General features: G+C 69.7%; 12 protein-coding genes. 9 read left to right on the top strand and 3 right to left on the bottom strand.

The window, feature by feature from the left end; all coding sequences use genetic code 11:
* Window positions 1–81: 81 nt before the first annotated feature.
* A complete protein-coding gene (locus OO69_RS06160; RefSeq protein WP_033279375.1) occupies window positions 82–2511 on the bottom strand; it encodes an MFS transporter in 2430 nt (809 codons plus the stop codon).
* Between the two features lie 166 nt (window positions 2512–2677).
* On the bottom strand, window positions 2678–3121 hold the full coding sequence (locus tag OO69_RS06165) for an SRPBCC family protein (protein WP_033279376.1): 444 nt from the start codon (window positions 3119–3121) through the stop codon (window positions 2678–2680).
* A gap of 191 nt (window positions 3122–3312) precedes the next feature.
* Here OO69_RS06165 and OO69_RS06170 point away from each other — a divergent pair, with 191 nt between their 5' ends.
* The 4 genes from OO69_RS06170 (at window position 3313) to OO69_RS06185 (ending at window position 7184) form a co-directional block, all read left to right on the top strand.
* Window positions 3313–4359: an Rv2578c family radical SAM protein gene (locus OO69_RS06170; RefSeq protein WP_033279377.1), complete on the top strand. Its 1047-nt coding sequence runs from the start codon at window positions 3313–3315 to the stop codon at window positions 4357–4359.
* Between the two features lie 174 nt (window positions 4360–4533).
* Window positions 4534–6114 (top strand): alpha/beta hydrolase, encoded by a 1581-nt coding sequence (locus tag OO69_RS06175; protein WP_033279378.1) that lies wholly within the window; start codon window positions 4534–4536, stop codon window positions 6112–6114.
* Window positions 6115–6180: 66 nt separating this feature from the next.
* Complete coding sequence (locus OO69_RS06180; RefSeq protein ID WP_033279379.1) at window positions 6181–6588, top strand: RidA family protein; 408 nt, start codon at window positions 6181–6183, stop codon at window positions 6586–6588.
* Between the two features lie 62 nt (window positions 6589–6650).
* Window positions 6651–7184, top strand: coding sequence for a GNAT family N-acetyltransferase (locus tag OO69_RS06185; RefSeq protein ID WP_033279380.1), 534 nt, complete (start codon window positions 6651–6653; stop codon window positions 7182–7184).
* Between the two features lie 58 nt (window positions 7185–7242).
* Here the strand turns inward: OO69_RS06185 and OO69_RS06190 are convergent, their stop codons facing one another.
* A complete protein-coding gene (locus tag OO69_RS06190) occupies window positions 7243–7818 on the bottom strand; it encodes an adenylosuccinate lyase (RefSeq protein WP_033279381.1) in 576 nt (191 codons plus the stop codon).
* 338 nt (window positions 7819–8156) lie between these two features.
* Between OO69_RS06190 and OO69_RS06195 the strand changes: the two genes are divergently transcribed.
* The 5 genes from OO69_RS06195 to OO69_RS06215 all read left to right on the top strand — a co-directional run bounded on the left by OO69_RS06195 (window position 8157) and on the right by OO69_RS06215 (window position 15810).
* A complete protein-coding gene (locus OO69_RS06195; RefSeq protein WP_033279382.1) occupies window positions 8157–9962 on the top strand; it encodes a 3-hydroxyacyl-CoA dehydrogenase family protein in 1806 nt (601 codons plus the stop codon).
* A 118-nt stretch (window positions 9963–10080) separates the two neighbouring features.
* Window positions 10081–10908, top strand: coding sequence for a TetR family transcriptional regulator (locus OO69_RS06200; RefSeq protein WP_033279584.1), 828 nt, complete (start codon window positions 10081–10083; stop codon window positions 10906–10908).
* 423 nt (window positions 10909–11331) lie between these two features.
* Entirely contained in the window at window positions 11332–12669 is a 1338-nt protein-coding gene (gene ccrA, locus OO69_RS06205) for a crotonyl-CoA carboxylase/reductase (RefSeq protein ID WP_199810899.1), read from the top strand.
* Window positions 12670–12763: 94 nt separating this feature from the next.
* On the top strand, window positions 12764–14842 hold the full coding sequence (locus OO69_RS06210) for a protein meaA (RefSeq protein ID WP_078652324.1): 2079 nt from the start codon (window positions 12764–12766) through the stop codon (window positions 14840–14842).
* Complete coding sequence (locus OO69_RS06215) at window positions 14839–15810, top strand: HpcH/HpaI aldolase/citrate lyase family protein (protein ID WP_033279385.1); 972 nt, start codon at window positions 14839–14841, stop codon at window positions 15808–15810. Before OO69_RS06210 ends, OO69_RS06215 begins: the two co-directional genes overlap by 4 nt.

A 15810-nucleotide genomic window follows, 5' to 3' on the forward strand; every position in this document is an offset into this window, starting at 1 on the left:
CCGGTGGCGATGTGTGGCATTCCTGGAATTGGTTCCACTCCATCGCACCGGCGTGCGCCTGCGCGCTCCGTGGGGCAGGAGTCAGTCCTCGTGGCCCAGTTGGAGATCGCGCTCGGTGCGTCCCCCGCCCGCCACTTGGAGCACGGTGGCCACGGGCGGGTACCCGGCGGCGATCACCGTGTACTCGCCGGAGGACAGGTCGACGAACCGGAACGTTCCGTCGGGTCCCGTGGTGAGCGTGTCCACGACGTTGCCCGCCGCGTCCAGGAGCGTCACGCGCGCGTCCTCGACGGGCCGCCCGCCGCTCGCCCTGACCGTGCCGCGCAGCACGGCGCCGCCGGCGAGTTCGACGTCCTGGCGGGTCTCGCGGGACGCCTGCACGCTGACGGGGAGCGCGGCCGGGCGGAACGCGGGCGCGCTCGCGGCGAGGGTGTACTCGCCGGCCACCAACTCGCTGATGACATAACCGCCTTCACGCCCGCTGCGCGTACTGGCCACGACCTCGCCGTGCACGTTGGTGAGCGTCACGGCGGCCTCCCGCACCGGGGTGCCGTCCGCGGTCAGCACACTTCCGGCAAGGCGTCCGGCGCCGCCGAGGACGACGTCCAGTTCGACCGGCCGCTCCCCCACGGTCACGGACACCGCCTGCGGCTGGTGCCCGCCGGCCGCCGCGATCAGGACGTACGACCCGGAGCCGGGCGTCGACAGCGCGTACCGCCCGTCCGCGCCGCTGGCGCCGCGCCCGATCTGCTGTCCGGAGACGTCGATGAGGGTGAGCGCGGCCCGGGGTACGACGGTCCCGTCGGGGTGCTGCACCGTGCCGCAGACGGGGATTCCGGCCGCGTACGCCGAGCGAAGCGAGATGGGGGTCCCCCCGGCCGAAGGTTGGGGGAGGGCCTGCGGGATCGGGGAGTTGAGGGGCGCGGTCTCGGACGTCTCGGCGGGGGCGTTGTGGGACACCAGCGGTTTCTCCTTGAGGAAGAAGGCGATGAGCAGGCCGAGGGCGAGCACCGGCACCAGGTAGAGGAAGATCCGCGGCATGGCGTCGGCGTACGCCTGGATGTAGCCGTCGCGCAGGGCCGGGGGCAGCGTGTGGACGAGCTGCGGGGTGATGGACTCGGGGTCGGGGAGACCGGCGCCCGCGCGCGCGGGGATGCGGTCGCGCAGGGCGTCGGTGAGCCGGTTGGCGAAGAGGGTGCCGAAGATGGCGGCGCCGACGCTGCCGCCGATCTGCCGGAAGTAGTTGTTGGCGCTGGTGGCGGTGCCGAGGTCGGCGGGCCGTACGGAGTTCTGCACGGCCAGGACGAGGACGGGCATCACCATGCCGATACCGGCGCCCAGCACGGCCATCCAGACGCTGTACTGCAGCCGGGACGTGTCGACTTCGAGCCGGGAGAGCAGCCACATCCCGAGGGTGGCCAGCGCGCTGCCGAGGAGCGGGTAGATCTTGTACCGGCCGGTGTGGCTGATGAGTTGGCCGGAGATGATCGACGCGCCGACGATGCCGCCCATCATCGGCAGCATCAGCAGGCCCGACTCGGTGGCACTCGCCCCGTCGACCATCTGAAGGAAGGTCGGCAGATAGCTGGCGGCCCCGAACAGCGCGACCCCGATCACCAGGCCCACGAGGGCGGTGACGTTGAAGACGGCGTCCTTGAACAGCCGTAGCGGGATGAGGGGTTCGGGCGCGAAGCGCTCGGCGACGAGGAAGAGCACCGCGGCGGCCACGGCTCCCGCGCCGAGCCCGAGGATGACGTGCGAGCCCCAGGCGTACTCGGTCCCGCCCCAACTGGTCAGCAGGACCAGGCACGTTGAGGCGGCGGCGAGGAGGAGCGCGCCGAGGATGTCGAGGCGCGCCTTGGCAGTCGGCTTCGGCAGTTTCAGTACGACGGTCACGACGGCGAACGTCACCACGCCGAACGGCACGTTGATGTAGAAGCACCAGCGCCAGGAGAGGTGGTCGGTGAAGTAGCCGCCGAGCAACGGCCCCGCCACGGAGGCGAGTCCGAAGGTGGCGCCGATCAGGCCCATGAAGCGGCCGCGCTCCCGGGGCGGCACGATGTCCGCGATGATCGCCTGCACACCGATCATGAGTCCGCCCGCGCCGATGCCCTGCACCGCGCGGAACGCGATGAGTTGGTCCATGGACTGGGCGCGGCCCGAGAGCGCGGAGCCGATGACGAAGACGCCGATCGCGAACTGGAACACGCTCTTGCGGCCGAGGAGGTCGCCGAGTTTGCCGTAGACCGGGAGGCCGACCGTGGAGGTGAGGAGGTAGGCGGTGATGGCCCAGGACATCTTGTCCAGGCCGTGCAGTTCGCCGACGATCTTCGGGAGCGCGGTGGCGACGATCATCTGGTCGAGGGCCGCGAGCAGCAGCGCGAGCATCAGGCCGAGGAACACCAACCGCACGCGGCGCGGGCTGAGTTCGGCCTTCTCGACGGGTGCGGGGACGGGGGTCTCCGGGGGTGCCGGGGCCTGTTCGTCCTGCACCAGAGTCGTCCCGCCCACGTACCGCTCCCCTCGTCGCGCCTGCCGCACAATTCCCGCTTTAGGCGACAACTGCGAGCAAGCGTGACGAGTTACGGCGTACGCCCGGCTCGAACGGAGATCCACTCGAACCGGTGAGGAACGCGGTCAGGGCGTCAACGCGCCCTGGAGGCTTGGCCCTTGAGGCCTACTTCTCGACCTCGGTGGCGAGCCGGTCGAGGACCAGGTCGTAGATCCGGCCGAGGCCCTTGGGGGCGAAGGTGCGCTCGAAGAAGCCGCCGATGCCGGTGGCGCCGTTCCACGTGCTGGTCACGACGACGCGGGACTTGCCCTCACCGGCCGGGGTGACCCGCCAGGTGGTGACCATCGTGGAGTTGCGGTCCTTCTCGACCAGTTCGCCGTCGGTCGGCTCGGTGACCTCCAGGAGGCAGTCGCGGACGCGCTTGCTGGTGGCCTGGAGCTTCCAGTGGACGAGGGTGCCCTCGCCGTCGCCGCCCTCGCGCACCTCGTACTCGCTGAACTGCTCGGGCAGCACCTTCGCGCGCGTGCCGCTGTAGTCGGCGAGGGCGTCGAAGACAGCCTCCGCGTCGGCTGCGACGACCCGCTCGGTAGTCGCCTCGACCTGCGCCATCGGTTTCCTCCAGGACATGAGTCAGGACATCGGTTCTCGGGGTCGGTGCAAGCCAACCACCCCCGCCCACGGCCACCCAAATCGGGGTGCCTCAAGGCGCCGGAAGCGATCGGGAACGGCTCGGGAATGACACTTGCACAGTAATTCGAACAAGTGTTTCACTCGGAGGGCAGGCCTACTTAGGAGGCGTCATGCGCTGGGAGAACCTCACCGCCGATTCCGGCGGCCACAGCCGGACGGCCGACGCCGCGCTGTTCGGCGCGGACGCCGTGGTCAGCCGTACCTTCGACACACCCGAGTTCCGCGGGATCACCTTCCACGAGGTGCGGGCCCGCTCGATCATCAACCGGGTGCCGGGGGCGTCCCGGATGCCCTTCGAGTGGACGGTCAACCCGTACCGGGGGTGCTCCCACGCGTGCGTGTACTGCTTCGCCCGCAAGTCGCACAGCTACCTGGACCTCGACACCGGCCTCGGCTTCGACTCGCAGATCGTGGTCAAGGTGAACGCGCCGGACCTGCTGCGCCGCCAGCTCGGCTCCCGGCGCTGGCTGGGCGAGCACATAGCGATGGGCACGAACGTCGACTGCTACCAGCGCGCGGAGGGCCGCTACCGGCTGATGCCGGGCATCCTCGGCGCCCTGCGCGACCACGCGAACCCCTTCTCGATCCTCACCAAGGGCACGCTGATCCTGCGCGACCTGGACCTCCTGGTGCAGGCCTCCGAGGTCACCGACGTCGGCATCTCCGTCTCCGTCGGCTTCACCGACCCGGCGCTGTGGCGCACGGTGGAGCCCGGCACGCCCTCCCCGGAGCGACGCCTGGACGCCGTACGGACCCTGACCGGGCACGGCATCGACGTCGGCGTTCTGATGGCCCCGGTGATCCCCTTCCTGAGCGACCACCCGGCCCAACTGCGCGCCACCGTAAGGGCGATAGCGGCCTCCGGGGCCAGCTCGGTGACTCCCCTGGTACTGCATCTGCGGCCCGGCGCCCGCGAGTGGTTCATGGCGTGGCTCGGACAGCATCACCCGCACCTGGTGCGCCGCTACGAGCGCCTGTACGCGGAGGGCGCGTACGCCCCGAAGTGGTACCAGCGCCGGATCACCCGTCAGGTCCACGACCTGGCGCAGGAGTACGGCATCGGTCCCGCGCGCGCGGGGATGCCGCGCCGGATCCCCGAGCCGCCGGACCCGGCGGACGAGCCGGTGTCCGAGCCGACGCAGCTCACGCTGATCTGAGGGCGTCGACCTGGGGGGCGCTTCTCACCGATCCCAGGGCGTTCGAGCGCATCCGGCGGCCCAATTGGGTCAAGTATCGGCTGAACAGGTTCTTCCGCCCCGGGATTTCGGGACTATGCGGCGAGGACGGACCGCGAAACCCGCGGCCGCCGCCTCTCCGTCCTGGGAGGACGTATGAGAAAACGCGCAGCCGTACTGTGCGGTGCCGCCGTCGTCGTGGCCGGGACGGTCACCGCTCTCCCCGCCGACGCGAGCACCGCGCGCCCCACGACCGCCGTCCAGGTCGCGAACCTCACCTGGAAGTCCTGCGCCACCACCAATTACCCGACGCTCCAGTGCTCGAGCGTCAAGGTGCCCCTGGACCACGCGAACCCGCACGGCAGGCAGATCACGCTCGCCCTGTCCCGCGTCCCGCACACCGCGAAGACGTACCAGGGTCCGCTGCTGGTCAACCCCGGCGGCCCCGGCGGCAGCGGGCTGACCCTCGCGGGATTCGTCGCGTCCTCGCTGCCCAAGGCGGTGGCGTCCCAGTACGACGTCATCGGCTTCGACCCGCGCGGCGTCGGCAAGAGCACCCCGGCCCTCGACTGCAAGCCCGGTTACTTCAACCCGGTGCGCCCCGACTCCGTACCCAGCACCCCCGCGCTGGAAAAGGCCAACCTCACGCGCGTGAAGGCGTTCGCGGCCGCCTGCGGCAAGAAGTACGCGAGCGTGCTGCCGTACATCGACACGATCAGCGCCGTGCGGGACATGGACTCGATCCGGGCGGCGCTCGGCGCGAAGAAGATCAACTACTTCGGTTACTCCTACGGCACCTACCTGGGCGCCGTGTACGCCAAGCTCTACCCGGAGCGCGTGCGCCGCCTGGTCCTCGACTCCATCGTCGACCCCACCGGTGTCTGGTACGACGACAACCTCGGGCAGGACTACGCCTTCAACGACCGCCAGCAGGCGCTCATGGCGTGGATCGCGAAGTACGACTCGACGTACAAGCTCGGCACCGACCCGGCCAGGATCGAGGCCAAGTGGTACGCGATGCGGAAGGCGCTCGCGAAGAAGCCGGCCGGTGGGAAGGTGGGGGCCTCCGAACTGGAGGACACCTTCATCCCGGGCGGCTACTACAACGGCTACTGGCCTTATCTCGCCGAGGCGTTCGCGGCCTACGTGAACGACAAGAACGCCGATCCGCTGGTCGAGACGTACGAGAACTTCGCCGCGATCGACGCCTCCGGGGACAACGGGTACAGCGTCTACACCTCGGTGCAGTGCCGTGACGCGTCCTGGCCGCGCGACTGGAACCAGTGGCGCAAGGACAACTGGGCGGCCTACGACAAGGCGCCGTTCATGGTGTGGAACAACGCCTGGTACAACGCGCCGTGCGCGTTCTGGCCGACGAAGACGAAGCAGCCGATCAACATCGCCAACGGCAAGCTGCCGCCGGTGCTGCTGTTCCAGGCGACGAACGACGCGGCCACTCCGTACGAGGGCGGCGCCACGGTCCACCAGATGCTGGCCGGTTCGAGCTTCGTGGTCGAGCAGGGCGGCGGGAACCACGGCATCACGCTGAGCGGGAACGCCTGCCTGGACAAGTACCTGGCGACGTATCTGACCAACGGCAAGGTGCCGCGCAGTGGCGGCGAGATCGACGCGGTGTGCCAGAAGACGCCGGACCCGAAACCGCTGACCACGGCGAAGGCGGCGACGAGCACGGCACATGGTTCGACGCTGCACGGCCTGTTGGGCTTCCGCGGCTGAGCCCCGCCTGAACGTCCCTCGGGGGCGGGAATCCTCGTTGTCAGACCCATGGTCCACCATGGACGCATGAGTGGACTGACGAGGATTCCCGCCCCCGACGGCGTCGCCCCCGCGGCGGCCTACACGCACGTCGTGACGGGCACCGGCCGCTTCGTCGCGATCTCCGGCCAGCTCGCCCTGGACGAGGACGGCAAGCTCGTCGGCGAGGGCGACGCGGCGGCGCAGGCCCGACAGGTCTTCGAGAACCTCCGCCGCTGCCTGGCCGCCGCGGGCGCCACGTTCGACGACGTGATCAAACTGACCTACTACGTCATGGACATGTCCCACATGCCGGCCGTCCGCACGGCCCGCGCGGCGCACATACCCGACGACCGGCTCCCCGCCGCCTCGGCCGTCCAGGTCGCCGCGCTGGTGCGACCGGAGTTCCTGATGGAGATCGAGGCGTTCGCGGTGGTCGCCGAGCAAGCCGAGTAATTCGGAAGGGGGCGCGGCTAATTCGGAGGCGGGCCCGGTCGGCACCTCCCTAGGGTGCCGCCATGGACGACGCCGATCCCCTCCGCATCCGCCCCATGACCCTCGCCGACTGCGACCGCGTCTCCGAAATCCGCGTCCTGGGCTGGCAGTTCGCGTACCGGGGCCTCATGCCGCAGCCCTTCCTGGACGCCCTCAGCGCGGCGGCCGACGCCGAACGCCGCCGGGCCCGCTTCGCGGAGAGCGACGGCAGCGTGCTGAACCTCGTCGCTTCAGTGGGCGACGAGATCATCGGCTGGGCCGCGCTCGGCCCGTACCGCGAGGGCGAACTCCGCACCGAGGACGCCGAGTTGTACGCGCTCTACCTCGACCCGAAGCACGTGGGCACCGGCGCGGGGCGGGCCCTGATGCAGGAGGCCCTACGGCGAGCCGCTGCCCTCGGTCACGACCACGTCTACCTCTGGGTCGTCCGGGGCAACGCCCGCGCCCGCCGCTTCTACGAACGGGCCGGGTTTCGGGCGGACGGGGTGGAGGAGCCGTACGAGGTGGAGGGGGTGTTGGTGCCCGAGGTGCGGTACGTCAGGGAGTTGAGCGGGTGAGGGGCCGCCGTGCCGAACGCCCGCGAACCCGGATCCAGTCTCCCCACCGACCGCCCACTCACCGCTGCCTCGGAATCCTCCCCAACGCATACACCGCCGCCTCCGCCAACGCCGGGTGCGCGAGCGCGTCGTTCAGTACCGGTCTGGCGCGCGGGTCGGCCAGTTCGCCGAGGCCCTCGACGCAGGCCAGGGCCACGCGGCGGTACGGGTCGTGCGGGCGGAGGCGGCGCTGGAGGGTGGTGATGAGGGCCGGGACCGACTCGGGGGCGTGGAGGTCGGCCAGGAGGCGGACGGGGTGCAGGGCGTAGGCGACGCGGAGTTCGTTGGTGGCGAGGGCGGCGGCCGCGCGGGCGGTGCGGGGGTCGTCGAGGCGGGCCAGGGCGTACGCGGCGGAGGCGCAGCGGGGTGGGTCGCGGTGGTTGAGGAACAGGACGAGGGACTCGAAGGCACGCCGGTCGCCGGCGAGGCCGAGGCGGAACGCGGCCAACTCCCGGGCCCAGAGCGGCTGTCCGACGGCCGTGAGCACCTCCGCCAGTTCGTCGGGGTCGCCGGTCGCCACGAGTCGCTCGTACGGCACCGCCCCTCCCGACTCCTGCCGTAAGCGCTCCGTGAGTGATCGCAACTCTTCGTCCATGAAACCGAGCCTATGGGTGCCACAGGAAGCCCGGGACCTACATCACAAACTCGGGGGCTGGCGCGCTCGTTACTCACCGGTTAAGCTCAGGTGAGCGAGTTACCCACTCGCGTATCTCCTTACGGCGGCCTGGTGACGCAGCCGCCGTGAGTGCAGTCGGTTCGGTGCCTCGTGTACCGCGGTACGACCAGGCCTGGGACAGGGCCGGTCGGAACTCCCTCTTCTCGCCGGGCGTGTGCGCTCGTTGCCCGGCACCACCCGCACTCCTTCTCGCACCCGTGCGCCCCTCGGCGTACGAGCGCGCTCCCAGTCGTCACCCTCATTCCAGGAGTCCCGCGATGGCAGCTCCCCTGTCCGACGCTCCCCTGTCCCCGTTCAAGACCATTGCCGTCGTCGGTCTCGGCACGATGGGCACCGGTATCACCGAGGTCCTCGCCCGGGCCGGCCGCGAGGTCGTCGGCATCGACGTCAGCGAGGCCGCGACCTCCCACGCCGTCGCCGCCCTGGAGACCGCGACCGCCCACGCCGTGCGACGCGGCCGGCTGACCGAGCAGGAGCGCACCGACGCCCTGGCCCGCGTCCGCACCTCCACCGACCTGAGCGCCGCGGCCGACGCCGACCTGGTCATCGAGGTCGCCCCGGAGTCGTACGAGATCAAGCACCAGATCTTCCGTGAGCTGGACGGGATCGTGCGCCCCGACACCATCCTCGCGACCGGCACGAACGCTCTCTCCGTGACCCGGCTGGCGGCCGATTCGGCCCGCCCGGAGCGGGTGTTGGGGCTGCACTTCTTCAACCCGGCGCCCGCGATGAAGCTGGTGGAGGTCGTCTCGTCGGTGCTGACCGCGCCCGCCGCCGTCGCCGCCGTCACCGAGCTGGCGATCGAGCTGGGCAAGGAGCCCGTCGCGGTCGGCGACCGGCCCGGGTTCGTCGCGGACGGGCTGCTGTTCGGCTACCTCAACCAGGCGGCCGCGATGTACGAGGCGAAGTACGCCTCCCGCGAGGACATCGACGCGGCGATGCGGCTCGGCTGCGGACTGCCGATGGGCCCGCTCGCGCTCCTCGACCTCATCGGCATCGACACCGCGCGCACGGTCCTGGAGGCCATGTACGCCGAGTCCCACGACCGTCTGCACGCCCCCGCGCCGATCCTGAAGCAGCTCAGCGAGGCGGGCCTGACCGGCCGTAAGACAGGCCGCGGCTTCTACTCCTACGAGGCTCCCGGCAGCGCGGCCGTCGTGCGGGACGCGCTGACGCCGGCCGAGGGCGCGCGGCTCACGCCGGGCCGTACGGTCCGCTCGGTCGGGGTCGCCGGTTCCGGGACCATGGCGTCCGGGATCGCCGAGGTCTTCGCCAAGGCCGGGTACGCCGTCGTGCTCGCCGCGCGCAGCGAGGAGAAGGCGCAGGTCGCCAAGTCCCGTATCGGCAAGTCGCTTTCGCGCTCTGTCGACCGAGGGCGGATGACCGCCGAGGCCGCCGCGCAGACCCTGGAGCGGATCACGCCGGCGGGTTCCTACGACTCCTTCGCGGACGTCGATCTCGCCGTCGAGGCGGTCGCCGAGGACCTGGAGATCAAGCAGCAGCTGTTCGCGACGCTGGACAAGGTCTGCAAGCCGGGCGCGGTCCTGGCCACCACGACCTCGTCGCTGCCGGTCGTCGCGTGCGCCCGTGCCACCTCGCGTCCGCAGGACGTGATCGGCATGCACTTCTTCAACCCTGCACCAGCGATGAAGTTGGTCGAGGTCGTCCGTACGGTGTTGACGGGTGATGACGTCCAATCAACAGTTCACGAGGTCTGCGTCAAGATCAAGAAGCATGCGGTTGACTGTGGTGACCGAGCTGGATTCATCGTCAATGCACTGCTGTTCCCGTACCTCAACAACGCGATCAAGATGGTGCAGGAGCACTATGCATCGCTTGACGACATCGACGCCGCGATGAAGCTGGGCGGCGGCTACCCGATGGGCCCCTTCGAGCTGCTGGACGTCGTCGGGCTGGACGTCTCCCTGGCCATCGAGAAGGTCCTGCACCGCGAATTCCGCGACCCGGGCCTGGCTCCGGCGCCGCTCCTGGAGCACCTGGTGGCCGCGGGCTGCCTCGGCCGCAAGACGGGCCGCGGCTTCCGCGAATATGCCCGCCGCTGAGCATCCGGAGGACCTGTCCGGGATCGACGGGGACTGGGGCGGGCTGCTCGACCCCACCGGAGGACCCCTGCCCACGGTGGGCGGGGGAAACCTCCGACGTGCGCGCCAAGCTGCGCACATGCAGTACGTTCGGGTCATGCCCCAGCCCGCCAAGCCCTCCCGTACACCTGCCACGCCCGACGCACCGGAGAGTGCCGCGGGCAGTCGCGCCGCCGCCCAGCGCCTCAAGATGCGGCGCGAGTTGGCGGCGGCCGCGATGGAGCTGTTCGCGACCAAGGGGTACGAGGCGACCACCGTCGACGAGATCGCGGCCGCGGCCGGGGTCGCGCGCCGGACGTTCTTCCGCCACTTCCGCTCCAAGGAAGAGGCGATCTTTCCCGACCACGACGACACCTTGATCCGGGCCGAGGCGGTCCTCAACGCGGCCCCCGCGCACGAGCACCCGCTCGACACGGTCTGCCGGGGCATCAAGGAAGTCATGCGCATGTACGCGGCCCAGCCGGAGATCTCGGTCGCCCGCTACAAGCTGACGCGCGAGGTGCCCACCCTGCGCGAGGCCGAGATCGCGTCGGTGGCCCGCTACGAGCGGCTGTTCACGCGCTATCTCCTGGGCCACTTCGACGAGCACGCGCACGACGACGACGCCAACGACGACCCGCTGCTCGCCGAGGTCGCCGCCTCGGCCGTGGTCACCGCCCACAACCACGTGCTGCGGCGCTGGCTGCGGGCCGGCGGCCAGGGCGACGTCGAGGCACAGCTCGACCACGCCTTCGGGATCGTACGGAAGACGTTCGGCAGCGGTATCGGCGCCGGCCGCACCACGACCCCCAAGCCGGCCACCGCGATGGTGCACCAGCAGGGCGAGGTTCTGGTGACGGTCGCCCGCACCGACGCCCCGCTGGACGAGGTCATGCGGACCATCGAAGAGGCGCTGCGGGACCGCTGAGCCCCCGCCCCTGTGTGATGACGGCCACCCTGCGGGGTGGCCGTTTTGGCATGTCAGAGCAGGTTTTCAGGCACCTTTCAGACGCCGTTCGATCGATCATCGCTCATTTGTTACGTAAAGATTTCACCTGAGAGCGATTCATGGCACTCGGTGCCTTGCGAGGTGACACGCAGTGTCATACGTTGAAGGTGTCCGGGCGGCCGGCGTGCAGAGACCTTTCGTACGTCGGCTGTCCCCGCACCTCACCACTGGGGTGCGCGCCCGGACGCCTGCGTCACAGGCACCCTCCCGCGCCACAAAGCGCTGCCGAAGCACCACCCGCCGAACCGACGGCACCTCAGCACCCACCCTCAGCAGCAGCACCGACGTAACCGTCAGCGCCCCTCCCTCAGGGCGCTCACCGCCGGAGGCAACACCGTGACCGTGAAGGACATCCTCGAAGCGATCCAGTCGCCGGACTCGACTCCGGCCGATTTCGCCGCCCTGCCGCTCCCCGAGTCGTACCGCGCGATCACCGTACACAAGGACGAGACGGACATGTTCGCGGGCCTCACCACCCGCGACAAGGACCCCCGCAAGTCGATCCACCTCGACGACGTCCCGGTGCCCGAACTCGGCCCGGGCGAGGCCCTGGTGGCCGTCATGGCGTCGAGCGTCAACTACAACTCCGTGTGGACGTCGATCTTCGAGCCCCTGTCGACGTTCGGGTTCCTGGAGCGCTACGGCAAGCTCAGCGAGCTCACCAAGCGGCACGACCTGCCGTACCACGTCATCGGCTCCGACCTCGCGGGCGTCGTCCTGCGCACCGGCCCCGGCGTGAACGCCTGGAAGCCCGGCGACGAGGTCGTCGCGCACTGCCTGAGCGTGGAGCTGGAGTCGAGCGACGGGCACAACGACACGATGCTCGACCCCGAGCAGCGGATCTGGGGCTTCGAGACGAACTTCGGCGGGCTCGCCGAGATCGCGCTCGTCAAGTCGAACCAACTGATGCCCAAGCCGGGCCACTTGTCGTGGGAGGAGGCCGCCGCCCCGGGGCTGGTGAACTCCACCGCCTACCGGCAGCTGGTCTCCCGCAACGGCGCCGGCATGAAGCAGGGCGACAACGTCCTCATCTGGGGCGCGAGCGGCGGACTCGGCTCGTACGCCACGCAGTTCGCCCTCGCGGGCGGCGCCAACCCCATCTGTGTCGTGTCGTCGCCCCAGAAGGCGGACATCTGCCGGGCGATGGGCGCCGAGGCGATCATCGACCGCACCGCCGAGGACTACAAGTTCTGGGCCGACGAGCACAACCAGGACCCGCGCGAGTGGAAGCGCTTCGGCAAGCGGATCCGTGAGCTGACCGGCGGCGAGGACGTGGACATCGTCTTCGAGCACCCGGGCCGCGAGACCTTCGGCGCAAGCGTTTACGTCACCCGCAAGGGCGGCACGATCGTCACCTGCGCATCGACCTCCGGGTTCAACCACGAGTACGACAACCGCTACCTGTGGATGTCCCTGAAGCGGATCATCGGCTCGCACTTCGCCAACTACCGCGAGGCCTGGGAGGCCAACCGGCTGGTCGCCAAGGGCAAGATCCACCCGACGCTCTCCAAGGTGTACTCCCTGGAGGAGACCGGCCAGGCCGCCTACGACGTCCACCGCAACCTCCACCAGGGCAAGGTCGGCGTCCTCTGCCTCGCCCCCGAGGAGGGCCTCGGTGTGCGCGACGAGGAGAAGCGCGCCCAGCACATCGACGCCATCAACCGCTTCCGGAACATCTGAGGTCACGTAGATGACTGAGCGCCAGACAGCGCCTGCGGCTGAGGGTGCGCCGGTGTCGAAAGAGACGAAGACAAGGGAGCGCAGCGACCGCGGGCTGAGGAACGTCGACACCGGCACAGAGCACCCTCAGCCGAAGGCGCAAAAAGAAAGGGACCGGCCGTGGCTCATGCGCACGTACGCCGGTCACTCCACGGCAGAGGCGTCCAACGAGTTGTACCGGCGCAACCTCGCCAAGGGCCAGACCGGTCTGTCGGTCGCGTTCGACCTGCCGACACAGACCGGCTACGACTCCGACCACGTCCTCGCCCGCGGCGAGGTCGGCCGGGTCGGTGTGCCGATCGCGCACCTCGGGGACATGCGCCGGCTGTTCCAGGACATCCCCCTGGACCAGATGAACACCTCGATGACGATCAACGCCACCGCCATGTGGCTGCTGGCGCTCTATCAGGTCGTCGCCGAGGAGCAGGGTGTGGACATCACCCAGCTCCAGGGCACGACCCAGAACGACATCGTCAAGGAGTACCTGTCGCGGGGCACGCACGTGTTCCCGCCGGTGCCCTCGCTCCGGCTGACGACCGACATGATCTGCTACACGGTCAACCACATCCCCAAGTGGAACCCGATCAACATCTGCAGCTACCACCTCCAGGAGGCCGGGGCCACCCCGGTCCAGGAGATCGCGTACGCCATGTCCACCGCGATCGCCGTCCTGGACGCGGTGTTCGCGTCCGGCCAGATCCCCGAGGACCGCAAGGGCGATGTCGTCGCCCGCATCTCCTTCTTCGTGAACGCGGGCGTCCGCTTCATCGAGGAGATGTGCAAGATGCGCGCCTTCGGCCGCATCTGGGACGAGATCACCCGCGAGCGCTACGGCATCGAGAACCCGAAGCAGCGCCGGTTCCGCTACGGCGTGCAGGTCAACTCGCTGGGGCTGACGGAGGCGCAGCCGGAGAACAACGTCCAGCGGATCGTTCTGGAGATGCTGGCCGTGACACTGTCGAAGGACGCACGCGCGCGTGCCGTGCAACTCCCGGCGTGGAACGAGGCGTTGGGGCTCCCCCGGCCCTGGGACCAGCAGTGGTCGCTGCGCATGCAACAGGTGCTGGCCTACGAGAGCGACCTGCTGGAGTACGCGGACATCTTCGAGGGCTCGCACGTCATCGAGGCGAAGGTGGCCTCCCTGGTCGAGGAGTCCCTCGCCGAGATGGACCGCATCGAGGAGATGGGCGGCGCGATGGCCGCCGTCGAGTCGGGCTACCTCAAGTCGCAGCTCGTGTCCTCGCATGCCGAGCGGCGGGGCCGTATCGAGTCCGGTCAAGAGAAGATCGTCGGCGTCAACATCTTCAACACGACCGAGCCCAATCCCCTCACCGCCGACCTCGACACGGCGATCCAGACGGTCGACCCGGCCGTCGAGGCGCGGGTCATCGAGTCGTTGCAGCGCTGGCGGGACACGCGCTACCAGCCGCCGTTCAACCACCCGCGCCCGTGCAAGGCGCTGGAGCGGCTGAAGGAGGCCGCCAAGGGCACCGGCAACCTCATGGAGGCCACCCTGGAGTGCGCCCGCGCCGGTGTCACGACCGGTGAGTGGGCCGGGGCCCTGCGCGAGGTGTTCGGCGAGTTCCGGGCGCCCACGGGCGTCTCGTCGGCGCCGGTGGCGGTGCCCGCCGAGGAGGGCTCGGCGATGGCCGAGGTCCGCCGCAAGGTGGATGTGACGGCACGCGAGATGGGCGCCGGGAAACTGCGCTTCCTGGTCGGCAAGCCGGGCCTGGACGGGCACTCCAACGGCGCCGAGCAGATCGCCGTACGCGCGCGTGACGCCGGCTTCGAGGTGGTGTACCAGGGCATCCGGCTCACCCCGGAGCAGATCGTGGACGCGGCCCTCGCCGAGGACGTGCACGCGGTGGGGCTGTCCATCCTCTCCGGCTCGCACGCCCAGTTGGTGCCGGACGTGCTCGAACGGCTCCGTGTGGCCGGTGCCACAGACATACCTGTCATCGCCGGTGGGATCATCCCCAATGGTGACGCCGAAACGCTGCGGGCCGCCGGAGTCGCGGCGGTCTTCACGCCGAAGGACTTCGACATCACCGGAATCATCGGCCGCATCGTCGACGAGATCCGGAAAGCGAACAAGCTCGACCCTCTGCTCGACCCCATGGAGGTCCCCGCATGACCACGCCCGCCCCCGTCAACCGGCTTCGCCCGCGGCGCTCCTGTCTCGCCGTCCCGGGAAGCAACCCGCGCTTCCTGGAGAAGGCGCAGGGCCTCCCGGCCGACCAGGTCTTCCTGGACCTGGAGGACGCGTGCGCGCCGCTCGCCAAGCCCGAGGCGCGGCACACCATCGTCAAGTTCCTCAACGAGGGCGACTGGACGGGCAAGACGCGGGTCGTGCGCGTCAACGACTGGACGACCGAGTGGACGTACCGCGACGTCGTCACGGTCGTCGAGGGCGCGGGCCAGAACCTCGACTGCATCATGCTGCCGAAGGTGCAGGACGCCCAACAGGTCGTAGCGCTCGATCTGTTGCTCACGCAGATCGAGAAGACGATGGGCTTCGAGGTCGGCAAGATCGGCATCGAGGCGCAGATCGAGAACGCGCAGGGCCTCAACAACGTCAACGAGATCGCGACGGCCTCCCAGCGCGTCGAGACGATCATCTTCGGCCCGGCCGACTTCATGGCGTCGATCAACATGAAGTCCCTCGTGGTGGGCGAACAGCCGCCCGGGTACCCGGCGGACGCCTACCACTACATCCTGATGAAGATCCTGATGGCCGCCCGCGCCAACAACCTCCAAGCGATCGACGGCCCTTACCTGCAGATCCGCAACCTCGACGGCTACCGCGCGGTCGCCCAGCGGGCCGCCGCGCTCGGTTTCGACGGCAAGTGGGTGCTGCACCCGGGCCAGGTCGAGGCGTCCAACGAGATCTTCTCGCCGTCCCAAGAGGACTTCGACCACGCCGAGTTGATCCTGGACGCGTACGACTACTACACGTCCGAGGCGGGCGGCAAGAAGGGCTCCGCGATGCTCGGCGACGAGATGATCGACGAGGCCAGCCGCAAGATGGCGCTCGTCATCTCGGGCAAGGGCCGGGCCGCGGGCATGGAGCGCACGTCCAAGTTCGAAGCCCCGGAGGCCTGA

Origin of the sequence: Streptomyces sp. NRRL F-525 (assembly GCF_000716605.1) — a bacterium.
Lineage (GTDB): Bacteria > Actinomycetota > Actinomycetes > Streptomycetales > Streptomycetaceae > Streptomyces.

Coding starts and splice junctions, on each gene's coding strand:
- OO69_RS06165 (WP_033279376.1), bottom strand. CDS start 3,121: ATGGCGCAGGTCGAGGCGACTACCGAGCGGGTCGTCGCAGCCGACGCG.
- OO69_RS06170 (WP_033279377.1), top strand. CDS start 3,313: ATGCGCTGGGAGAACCTCACCGCCGATTCCGGCGGCCACAGCCGGACG.
- OO69_RS06175 (WP_033279378.1), top strand. CDS start 4,534: ATGAGAAAACGCGCAGCCGTACTGTGCGGTGCCGCCGTCGTCGTGGCC.
- OO69_RS06180 (WP_033279379.1), top strand. CDS start 6,181: ATGAGTGGACTGACGAGGATTCCCGCCCCCGACGGCGTCGCCCCCGCG.
- OO69_RS06185 (WP_033279380.1), top strand. CDS start 6,651: ATGGACGACGCCGATCCCCTCCGCATCCGCCCCATGACCCTCGCCGAC.
- OO69_RS06190 (WP_033279381.1), bottom strand. CDS start 7,818: ATGGACGAAGAGTTGCGATCACTCACGGAGCGCTTACGGCAGGAGTCG.
- OO69_RS06195 (WP_033279382.1), top strand. CDS start 8,157: ATGGCAGCTCCCCTGTCCGACGCTCCCCTGTCCCCGTTCAAGACCATT.
- OO69_RS06200 (WP_033279584.1), top strand. CDS start 10,081: ATGCAGTACGTTCGGGTCATGCCCCAGCCCGCCAAGCCCTCCCGTACA.
- OO69_RS06215 (WP_033279385.1), top strand. CDS start 14,839: ATGACCACGCCCGCCCCCGTCAACCGGCTTCGCCCGCGGCGCTCCTGT.